6 protein-coding genes are annotated in these 11,034 nt (G+C 50.9%); 3 read left to right on the top strand and 3 right to left on the bottom strand.

The genetic code is table 11. The features are described from left to right. Positions 1–1,050: 1,050 nt before the first annotated feature. The 3 genes from IR083_RS24380 (at position 1,051) to IR083_RS24370 (ending at position 5,303) form a co-directional block, all read left to right on the top strand. Complete coding sequence (locus IR083_RS24380) at positions 1,051–3,489, top strand: hypothetical protein (protein WP_194226246.1); 2,439 nt, start codon at positions 1,051–1,053, stop codon at positions 3,487–3,489. Between the two features lie 383 nt (positions 3,490–3,872). Next, entirely contained in the window at positions 3,873–4,955 is a 1,083-nt protein-coding gene (locus tag IR083_RS24375) for a peroxiredoxin family protein (RefSeq protein WP_194226245.1), read from the top strand. Positions 4,956–4,994: 39 nt separating this feature from the next. Then, positions 4,995–5,303 (top strand): hypothetical protein, encoded by a 309-nt coding sequence (locus IR083_RS24370; RefSeq protein WP_194226244.1) that lies wholly within the window; start codon positions 4,995–4,997, stop codon positions 5,301–5,303. Between the two features lie 251 nt (positions 5,304–5,554). Here the strand turns inward: IR083_RS24370 and IR083_RS24365 are convergent, their stop codons facing one another. The 3 genes from IR083_RS24365 to IR083_RS24355 all read right to left on the bottom strand — a co-directional run bounded on the left by IR083_RS24365 (position 5,555) and on the right by IR083_RS24355 (position 10,860). After that, positions 5,555–5,737, bottom strand: coding sequence for a hypothetical protein (locus tag IR083_RS24365; RefSeq protein WP_194226243.1), 183 nt, complete (start codon positions 5,735–5,737; stop codon positions 5,555–5,557). Positions 5,738–5,903: 166 nt separating this feature from the next. Continuing rightward, a complete protein-coding gene (locus IR083_RS24360; protein WP_194226242.1) occupies positions 5,904–7,211 on the bottom strand; it encodes a peroxiredoxin family protein in 1,308 nt (435 codons plus the stop codon). 517 nt (positions 7,212–7,728) lie between these two features. Further along, positions 7,729–10,860, bottom strand: coding sequence for a DUF1566 domain-containing protein (locus IR083_RS24355; RefSeq protein ID WP_194226241.1), 3,132 nt, complete (start codon positions 10,858–10,860; stop codon positions 7,729–7,731). Positions 10,861–11,034 lie beyond the last annotated feature (174 nt).

The following is an 11,034-nucleotide window of genomic DNA, read 5'->3' as shown; positions in this document are numbered from 1 at the left end:
TGGGTTGTGCCGCTTGCGATAAGCGGTACAGTCCTTCTTTACCTGTTCAGGGAGGGACAATCGTTTTTTTATACGTTAGCTGTCAGGAAAACTAAATCTAAAATAGTCCGAGCAACTTTATCGAACCGGTATAACAACACCTTTACAAATTAAGCATTTTAATACATTATTTTTATGAAAACAAAAACAAAACTATTGTCCTGCCTGCTGTTGGTACTATGCTACCTGCCAATGCAGGGACAGGTGACCATCGGGGACGGTACGCCACCCCGGGATTTTTCCGTTCTGGAAGTATCCACAAAAGACACCAGGGGTGGCCTTCGCCTGCCGCAACTGAGCACGCAAGAGCGTAACGCCTGGCGTGATTATTTCCTTAAAGTTTCCACAGGCAACCCTGTAAAGCCTTCGGGAAACGTTACCGCCGACGAGTTGGCAAATGCCCCGGGCCTTGCTATCTTTAACACAACTACCCAATGCTACGAATACTGGAACTCTGTTCGTTGGGTCAGCCTCTGCGAGGGCAGTTCGTTGATGACAATCGATCCCGAACCGTGCCCGGCGGATGCAGATGGCAATTGGCCGGATGGTTCCTTATGTGGCGATGGGTTTACGGTTACCGACCCGGATTGCGAGAACGGTCCTTTTACAATCCTGATCGTGGCCGGTCAGGATTATGCGCAGCTTACCGGTGTCAATGAGACGGACGGTATGTTCGGTCTCTCGTTCCAGCCTAACAATTCGATAAACCAGCGTTCGGTAGTGGTTCGCGTAACCAGTAGCTGTACGGGCCTGTACAAGGACTTTTTGTTTTTACAGGATGGTTATGACTGTAGTACAAGTAACCTTGGTACGGCTCCAGAAATCCACTCCGAGCCTTCGGGCAATAATATCAAATTTTGCGCAAATGGCGCTGTTTACCTGTCGATAGACGCAACGACGATCACCGCTCCCGCTACGCTTGCGGACGTGATCTGGACACGCAACAATATTGAGTTTGCCCGTGGGGTAAACAACATTGTTGTCACCCAGGAGGGGAAGTACGACGTCTGGATGGGCCATATCGGTTGTGGGCAGAGGCCTAACAATACGGTGACTGTAACCCGGGAAGGAATCGGCGCACCGCAGCCCGTAAATATCGTGGTCAACGGTAATAACGGGATGGTCTGCGGCCCTGACGGAACCACCACGCTTGTAGCCATGAACCCGAACGGCTCCGGTACAGTGTTGTGGTTTAAGAACGGTGTAAAGGCTGTAAAGAATACCGATTATACGGTTACAACAACAGATCCCAGTTATGTTAGGATAGAAGTGGGTACCGGCGACTGGTTTGCCGTGGTGACGGATGGTACTACCTGTTACTCCCGTCCTTCCCAAACGGTGTCTGTCATAGAAAATCTTGAATCCGGCCAGCTAGATAAATTTAGTATTGCGTACCCCGCTTTCTGTGCAGGCGGCACTGTCCTTTTGTCTGTATCCGGTGGTAATACAACCTATACCTATACCTGGTATGCAAACAATACGCAGATCGGTGTCGGCAGTTCGGTATTATACACCGTACCTTCGGACGTCAGCCCGGTTGTTATCCGTTGCCGCGCTACCCTTGCAGGCTCATGTGCCCGGGAGGCCATAGCCATTGAAACAATCGATGCCGGGACAATCCCTTCGCCGCCTATTATCGGTGGTAGTATGGTGCTTTGCGATGGTACGGGCACTCTCAATGTTAGACCCTCAGATACAAGCACAGGCACTTATGAGTATGCCTGGTATCTAAATAACGCGCTGATGGGGACCGGCCAGCAGCTACCCATTACTTCCGGCGGTACATATTATGCCACTGTTGCCAAGGATGGCTGTACCAGCCCGATGGTTAGCCGAAACATCCCGATGGTTAGCAGCGCTGCGCCTGTCATAGAGCTGGTTTCGTATGCGCAGACTCCGGGAAAGGTCAATTTGGGGGATAAGGTCAAATATGAAGTCAATGTAAAAGCAGGCGGGCCGGTAAATGGTTACCAGTGGGCATTAGAGAATGCGTCGCTGGCTCCCGGTTACAACCTGACAGACGCCACCATCTATGTAATCTATGATCAGACGACGGGTGATGCCTCGGTGCGTGTTACGGCAGGCAACCAGTGCGGCGATTCCAGTCCGGCGATTCGTCCCGTTCAGGTAGGCGAAGACTGCGCCGCTGTGACAGATGTCAGAAGCCAGGATGCGACCACCAAGAACGTGCTGACCGGGTTCTCGGCGTCCCTGGGTGCTGTCAATGCGCTCTTTGACGAGGGAAACCCTCCACGTACTTTCCAGTGGTACACCACAGTTGATCAAAAAAATAATACGCCCGCAGACGACATGCCGATCGCTGGTGCGGTTGACAACGTGTATACCACCCCTGTATATGACGCGGCGGGCACATATTACTATTATTGCAAAGTCGCTAACGCTGGCACAAACTGTTCGGACAAGTTCGGGAACAGCGCAGTCTATACGGTGAAGGTAACAGTACTGCCGACCACGCCCGGATCGGGTACGTTCACCGGCAGGACCTGCTTTGATATCAACAAGTCGAATTTCGGTGGCGATTGCGGCTCGCAGGAAATGAGGGCGTATTATATGGCGGACTTTGCTAATCTGGGACCTGTGACTTATACGTTTACCGCTTCGGCAAGCGGGACAAAAAGTAACCTGCGCTTCTGGGTTGTGGATCCGGAAGAGTGTGTGTCATCCTATTCAGGTGGTAAAGAGGGAACGATAGCCAATAATGAAGTAATCACGCTGACGGTTAATTATAAAACATCTTTGAGTGCCGACGGGGGCTTAATTTTTGGCCGTACACAGGCTAATGCCGCTCAGCTTACTATATATGCCATATATAATAATGGCACACAAGATGTATCCGTTCCGCTGAAAGTACGGATACAGGACTGCTCTTGTTGCGGAGCCTATATGGCTGACGGCAAATGGAAAGCCTTTATGTGCCATAACCTGGGCGCGGACTATACGCTCGACCCGTTCACCCCAGCTCAAGGATTGAACGGGGATTACTACCAGTGGGGCCGCCCGACTCCCGCGGCTTCGCCGGACGCCCTGTACGGCCCGTGGGTTACAACTAACCCCTCTAATACCGCTTGGTCCACCGGATCTCGAACCGCAAACGACCCGTGCCCTCCGGGCTCTCATGTGCCCAAACTAACGGATTTTGGCTTTGCCAGCAAAAATACACTTCGCTATACCCCGGCTTCCACGTGGACAAACTCACCGACTAATTACACCAGCGGCATGCACGTAGGCGAACACTTGTACTTACCCGCTGCCGGCTACCGCAGCTCGGCATCCGGCGCCCTTACGAACCACGGCGCAACTGGCTACTATTACACCTCGAACGTAGCTGCTGCCAACGACGCTCATGAAACCCGCTTTTCAATGTCCGGCCCTCCTGCTCCTGTTATAGGTATGAGCCTGGGCGAAAGCATCCGCTGCATTAGCTTGTAATACAGCCTACATTTTCCAATTCATCCCTTTCTCCTCCTGCATTAAAAGCAGGAGGAGTTATTAGACCGAGTCCGGCTGGTAGAGGGCGTAGCGACCCCACCTGCATTGGACCACATTAAGCCCGGTCACATCGTATTGACCCAATAACCCAAAGATAAAAACGAAAAACAATGAAATCTTTCATATTATTATTTTTGACCACCCTCACCTTACCTGCCGCCTACGGTCAAACCGTAGCACTCGACTTTCCCCATTTTGCGGGCAGCGAGTGGACATTTACGGCTTTCCGGGGCGAGAAGCAGGATACCCTTGCCTCCGGCACCTTAGACGCCGGCGGGCGGGCGGTGCTCCGAATGCCTGCCAGCCACAGGAACTACCGCGGCATGACGCAGTGGCTGCTGGCCAACGGCGGGGGCCTGAGCATGATAGTCGCCGGGGGTGAGAATTTCTCCGTCTCCTGCACCGAGGCACAACCCTCGGAGGAGAATATCATTTACAAAAACACCTCCGAAAACAATTACCTGAATACCCGTTACAAGCGTCAGCAAGATATTCTGGGAAAGATAGACGCCATGCGTATGGCAACAGAAGTATATAAAAACGACGCGGATTTACTTTCCATTTTTAACACAGAACTTCAAAAGCAGGAGCGGGTTTATAAGCTCCTGCAGGCTGAGACGGCGAGTAACCCGCTTTACGCTGCACGCTTCGCACAGGTTGTAGATGTAACCAGGGGGCTTCCTCCTGTCCCGGTTTCGGGCCCGGATGAAATAGCCGGTTCGCTGAACGATTATGTACTGGACAGCCTGGACATAGATGCGCTTTACACCTCCGGGCATTGGGCGGGCGTGCTGGAGCAGCTTATGGACTGGTATAGCTACAAGGAAGAAAACCGCGCGGCCTTCATACCCGCTATGACCCGCCTGGCCAGACGCGCTTCTGCGGAAGAAATTTACGCGGCTCTGTGCGAAAAGGTAATTGTATTTTGCGAGAAGAAAGGCTGGCACGACCAGGAACTGGAATTTGCGTTCTTCCTTATCAACGACGACAGGATCAGGGAACCGGAAGGAAAGGTTGCATCACTCTATACGCTGCTGAAGCTACGGAAGGGAAGTAAGGCTCCGGCCCTGTCCCGGGGCGCCTTCCCCCGCGGCAAAGTACTGCTTGTGTTCTACGAATCGGGGTGTAATGCCTGCGATAACGAGCTTCAACAGTTGAAAGGGAACTATCCGCTGTTGCGTGAGAAAGGCTATGAAGTGGTGTCCATATCGGCCGATAAGGAGGAACAGATATTCAGGAATACCTCGGCCGCTTTTCCCTGGCAGGCCCGGTACTGCGACTTCCGTGGTTTTTCCGGAACGGATTTTACCAACTATGGGGTAATGGGTACGCCGACGTTCTATGTGATCGACGGACAGGGAATGATTCAGGGGAGATATGTGCGGGTGGAAGATATAGAGATGTGAAAGCGGATTACAAATATTACAAATGTGTAAATTGAAAGTATGGCGGCCAATTTCAAAAATATCCATATCGGCAGGCTGATCTATCAGCGTATGCAGGAATGCGGGGTAAGTGTGGAGTGTGCCTCCAGGTTTCTGAAAGTGCAGGAAGAAGAGGTGGAAATTGCTTCCAATCAGAAACATCGTGCCTATGACAGGGAGAGCATCGGGCATATTCTCCATTACCAACAACAAAATAAGTTAAACAATAACCAACTGACAGGCAAGTTTCGCTTGAGCCGCAATACGATCTCCAAATGGCAGAAGCTTTTGGGAGAAAAGATTGGAGTTGGCACAAACAGCAATACATAATAATACGCGAAACTTTGATTTAAAACTAAACAGGATTTAACCAGTAATACAATATGAAATGAGATAGAAAATATAAGTATGCACCGGCGAGCCGAAGAGTGTATCGGCCTGCCGGAATCGGGTTTTGACAAGCTGAAAGCATTCATTTATAAAAAAAACAAGATTTGGAAGCCCCTTATGATATATCCCCTTTTTATGGAGGAAGAGGCAAGGAAATATTACTGATGTATAGCCAGTTAAAAATTATAATATTAAATTTCCTCTTCTTGGGCCTCAAAACCCGTTTTACATATAAATGCTTTGAGTTCATTAAAAGCATTTTCGAGCAGCGCTAAGGCTTCGCGCGCCTTGTCCATCGCCGGTGTGTTCTGTCCGTCGGTTTGGCGAAGCCCGGAGAGCAGTTCAAGCTTCATCTTTTCTGTAAATTCTTTCATAATTTACGCTTTTACTTGTGTTGGTTATTACTAAATTGCCCCTTACGGGCTGTTATTCTTCGCTTTTTTCATCGCTTATTTTTTTTATTCGGTTTATCTCTGTTTTGTTTCAATATCGTATCTATTTTTCCTGTTTTTGGCTTCTTGCTTTTTTACAGGGATAAACTTATTCTTCATTTATCATTTTCATCAGGTCTTCCACAGCATAGTACATCCCTTCCAACTTCCCGTCTTTGCCTGTCAGGAAGAATGACGGGGTACCGATCACATTATAATCCGAGAAGTTCTCCCCTTCGAATCCCTTGAAATCGCAAAGCTTATCGGCCCACGGGAAGCGGCGGATACCCTCTTCGTAACGCTTCCTGTCCTTGTCGGCCGAAACCGATACCACCCGGATACCCTTCTCCTGCAACCTGGGATATACACTCACCAACCGGAACATCTCGTTGACACAGGTCGAACAGTCCGAATCGTAAAAGGCGGCCAGCGTTTTTCCATAAGTTTCTTTTGTCTCAGCCAGTCCCGCCAATGACGGCATGGACTGCCCGTTACGGGCACGGTAAGCCCCTAAAGCCCGCCTGAAAGAGGTGTTTCCGGGTATATACTGCGGATGCAGCCCCGCCAGAATACTGTCCTGCGCCTGACGCCAGCCGAAACGCTCGGTTTCGGTGATGCAGCCCGCAAGGAATGCTTCGTAATAAGGGGCCGGTAACCTTTGTGCTGTACGCTGTACCGATGCCGCGTATTGCTGTTGCTTGTCCGCTCCGGCAGTATGGTTGAACAGGCTGGCGTAAAAGTTCAGCGAGCTGTTCCATAACTGCCCCGAGGTGTATAATGATGCGATATCGAGTGTTTCTTCCATCTCCCTGCGTATGAGTTTAGCCCCTTCACTATCACGTTTCTGCTCGGTATCGAACAGGCGGTTCATAAAGCCGGCAAGGCGGAAGTAGCGGGCGGCATAGAGTTTGGAAGCCGTTATCTCTTTTTCCAAAGCCGCCATTGAATCCCCTACCTTTTTTAGTTCGGGTTGAAGGCTTTTTACTATCGATGATTCTTTTCCGAACAGCCCGCCCCCTGCCTGAAGCCATGCCTGCTGCTGCATATACTTGCTTTGGGTGGTAAAGATGTGTTTGAGGAAATCGTTCTCGGACGAGTTTTTAAACACAGCCGTTTCGGTATTCAGCTGGTTATCTTTGCATTCGACAGTCACCGACGGTTCGGCGATTACCAGTTCGATGCCTCCCGCACCGGGAACAACCAGCGCCGCCATGCCCCGGTAATCGCCGGACGGCAGGGTAAAGTTGGCCTTACCGGCATTATCGACTACCGACAGCAAAGAATCGACCTTCGCTCCGGCAAAATAATAGAGTTTAGCCTCACGGCCGGCAAACAACGGCGCCGACAGCGAGATGGTCTGTGCTGCGGTATATCCTGTGCATACCGCCAATAATGTAAATACAATTATTCGTTTCATATTATTTTTTTTCATTTCGTAGGGGCGAATGGCCATCCGCCCGCATATTCATCATATATTATTTGCCCGTTCCCGTTTGTTTTTCAGGCAGACACGCAGGCCTGCCCTACATTTTCGGTATCCGGTAATTCCTGCCTGTTTATATATCGTTTATCCGTTGTAGGGGGCGGGCCGCAAGGGCACGCTATATGTGGTGATATTCGTTTTCATTGTTAAATGTGCGGGGCGCACCCGCTGTAAAATCATCTTTCCCAATACCTTATATGGCCTATGGGTATCCGATTGGTTATCTGGATATACAAACGGATAAAAGGTTGCATATCCCTTTACTTGTTTTTATTGTATGATAACAGCTGACAGACAGCTTGTTAAATAAATCCGGGTGAAGGGTGGCCCCTGTCACCCGGATTTGCTATACTACAGGGTGTGGCGGGCACACCCTGTAGTTGTTCTCCGCTTCGCGGTATTAAATCCGTCGTGCTTAAGGCACGACGGAAATAGTTAATTTTCTAAAGTTTTATAAAGTCCTGACGCAACGCACTGTGTAGGATTCACCTTTGGCTTCATAAAGCGCTTTACCCGCCGAAAAACCCCAAGTCCAGCCGTCATTGGCGCTTCTTTGGGTCTGCGTCCAATAGTTAGCAGTTTGCATGTTGGCGGTGCCGAGCATGGAGTTCGGGTTAGTTGCCAGGCTGCTATGCACACTTTGTAATGCGCCAATCTCGGCAAGGTTAGGCAGTCGCCACGATCCCATACTACGGAATTCAGCATCTACGTACGAGCCATCGGCGCACTTATTGTATGCATTAGTGAATGCGACACCAGTGCCGGCGAGAGCATCGGTTTTGAAGAAACATACAGACTTTCCCGTAGCGGTAAAATAAGTCAGAACGCTCGATATATTGTCGCCATGATTAAGGGCGCTCAGATAAGTTCCCGTGTAAGTTTTAGTATATTCCCCTCCTACAGCCAGGTAACCCGGACAACACGTACAATCCTGCACCGATATATCGAGTTTAAGCATCTTTTCTGTGCCCGTACCCGTTGGGTTGTCATTATATACCACATACAAGGCGGCTTTCAAAGCCTGTTCGCGGGTTAGCCCCGAGGCTTTACTGGTCAGGTCGGTTTTGTATTTTACAGTCACGGTATAGGTTCCGCTCAAGCTTGTGCCTGTAGCCCACGAGGCATTGCCCGGAGTAATGCTTTCGATCACTTCTTCACCCGCGTTTGTGTAGATAAAGCGTATCTTGCTTACTGTACCGCTTGTTGTAAAGGTATAGGTCTGGGTATTGGTAGCCGCTTGCAAGAAGTCCGCTTTCTGCGACAATCGTCCTGCCAGTTCACCGCAGCTTCCACCGTTGTTGATCTCCACCACATCGAAACAGGTCTTACCAACCAATGTTCCCGTACCCTCCGGCAGTGTTTCAGGGTTCGGCAATACCTTTACGGTATATACGCCCGAAGCTAATGCAGAAGCATCGGTTCCACAGGCATTCTTCACCTTGCAGTAATAGAAATAGGTTCCGTCGGACGATTCTGTGGCTACATAGCTGTGGCTTGTACTCCAGTCTTTTACAATTGTACCTCCTGTGTTGCTATTCACAGTATTCTTCCACCATTGGTACCAGACCGTAGGGTCGCCCGAAAGGGAAGGGAAGGTGGCCGATACTCGTCCGAGGGTTACGCCTATTCCGGCAACGGTTTCGAGTGGAAGAATATTCGTGCTTAGATCTGGAAATACTCCGTCCGGACTGATACAGTTGGGCTGTACGTCGGCCACAGAGTGTGTAGCCGTCCCTATGTCGCAAGCGTTTTCCACTTCTACCTTCACCCAGGCCGGTCCCGGGTTACCGAACTTAAACACGGCGTTGGCCGAGCTTGTGGTTCCCCCCGATTGCAGGGTAGCGTTGGAATATGTCCATGTATAGCCCGTAGCCGGCCCGAAGTTGATAGATGCCATATAGGTCACCACATCCCCCTGGTTAGGTGTTTCGGTGCTGCGGTTCAGGGTCACGGTAGGTTTCGCTGAGCTGGCATTGTCTATGGTGCGCGTTGCAGCAGGGCTGGTACAGCCTGTACCGCCGTCGCTTGTCACGGTCAGCGAATAGGTCGCCCCTTCGGTTACGGTGATGCTTTCGGTATTGGCATAGGGCACACCGTCTTTATACCAGTTGTAAGCATATGTTGTTCCCGTAGCGGCAGCATTCGCGTAGAGGGTAGCCACGCCCGAGCAAAGTATCCTGTCGCCCGTAATGGAAGGACGGCCGGGGATGGTTCCGGTGTTGATGATTTTTGTTTCGATAGCTTCGTTGGCACAGCCTCCGGCCATAGTGGCGCGGCAGCGTATCACCACACTTGCGGCATCGGCAGGCACATTGTACAGGTATTGTGTCCCCGTCGGGGATAATTGCGTATTGTTTTCGTACCAGGTATAGGTATATCCGGCTTGCGGGTTGGTAACTTTCAGCAGTTCCGAGCCTCCGGCGCAGAAACCGCCGGTGTAGCTTACAATTGGCTTTATCAGGTCGGCGCCCGTGTTGGGGTCTACCGATACGGTAATGGTTTCGCTCGGTTCAGACCAGCACGCGCCTTCGTTGACCACGGCGAACCATTCGCCTACGCCGGCGTCTACTTCGTTATCCGGCGTAGTCAGGTTTTGCAATACGCCGTCCTTAAACCAGCGTACCGTTCCGCTTCCCGCCGGTTTCTGTGCAATGAGTTTGGTAGTTCCCGCAGCATCGCATACCAGGCCGTTGTTTCCCCTGACTACGTCAGCCACGGGGGCGGGCGCGCCCATCCCGCTTAATGTGAGTTGGAACTCGCTCTTGTTGGTACAGCCGATCTTGTCGCCGTATACGATGTATTTGCCCGAAGTGTAAGCCGTATAGTTGTGTCCGGTACCTACCTGTTGTCCGTTCAGCGTCCAGATGAATATTCCCGTTGCGGGATAACCCTCCAGATAGAGGTAAGCCGCCCCGTTGCCGCACATGGCGGTAATGTCGCCTACGCTTTTGATAGCGGGTACGGCAGTCGTTCCGCAGCCCGTGTCGTCGCCCTTCTGGGTGAAAGCAAACATCGAGCTTGTCCCGCAGGGGGAAGTCACCATAACGATAGCCTGCCGGTCCGATGCCCGGTCGTTGGCATCGAAGGTCAGTTTGAACTCGCCCGCACCGGCATCGGTTACTTCCAGGGTGGCATAATCGCTGCCTGTAACGAAGGTGAAGGTATATTCCCCTTCGGTATCACAGTTGGGGTCGGTAATGCCGCAGTTGGTGGAACCTCCTGCCGGTGGTACAGGCGTATCGGCACAATCGCCGCCTTCAAAACCGGCATTGCCCGAACACAGGCTTATCCATTTGGTTTTGTTCCAATACTCCACACAGTCGGTGTCGGTATTGTAAATGGTAAGCCCCCTGCCTTTGCCGAGAACCTCACTGGTCCAGTGCGCAGATTTCATCAGCACATTATCACGCTGGTCAGTAGTCAGTTGCGGCAGGCGAAGGCCGCCCTTGGTAGATAATGTGGAAACTTCCAGAACGGAAAAATCCTGCGGGGCTATTCCGTCCCCGATAGTCACCTGTCCCTGCATTGGCAGGTAGCATAGTACCAACAGCAGGCAGGACAATAGTTTTGTTTTTGTTTTCATAAAAATAATGTATTAAAATGCTTAATTTGTAAAGGTGTTGTTATACCGGTTCGATAAAGTTGCTCGGACTATTTTAGATTTAGTTTTCCTGACAGCTAACGTATAAAAAAACGATTGTCCCTCCCTGAACAGGTAAAGAAGGACTGTACCGCTTATCGCAAGCGGCACAACCCA

This window comes from Dysgonomonas sp. GY75, from assembly GCF_015234155.1.
GTDB classification, from domain to species: Bacteria; Bacteroidota; Bacteroidia; order Bacteroidales; family Dysgonomonadaceae; genus Dysgonomonas; species Dysgonomonas gadei.
Note: the sequence above shows the minus strand (reverse complement) of the source record. Positions and strands in the feature narration are given on the sequence as shown.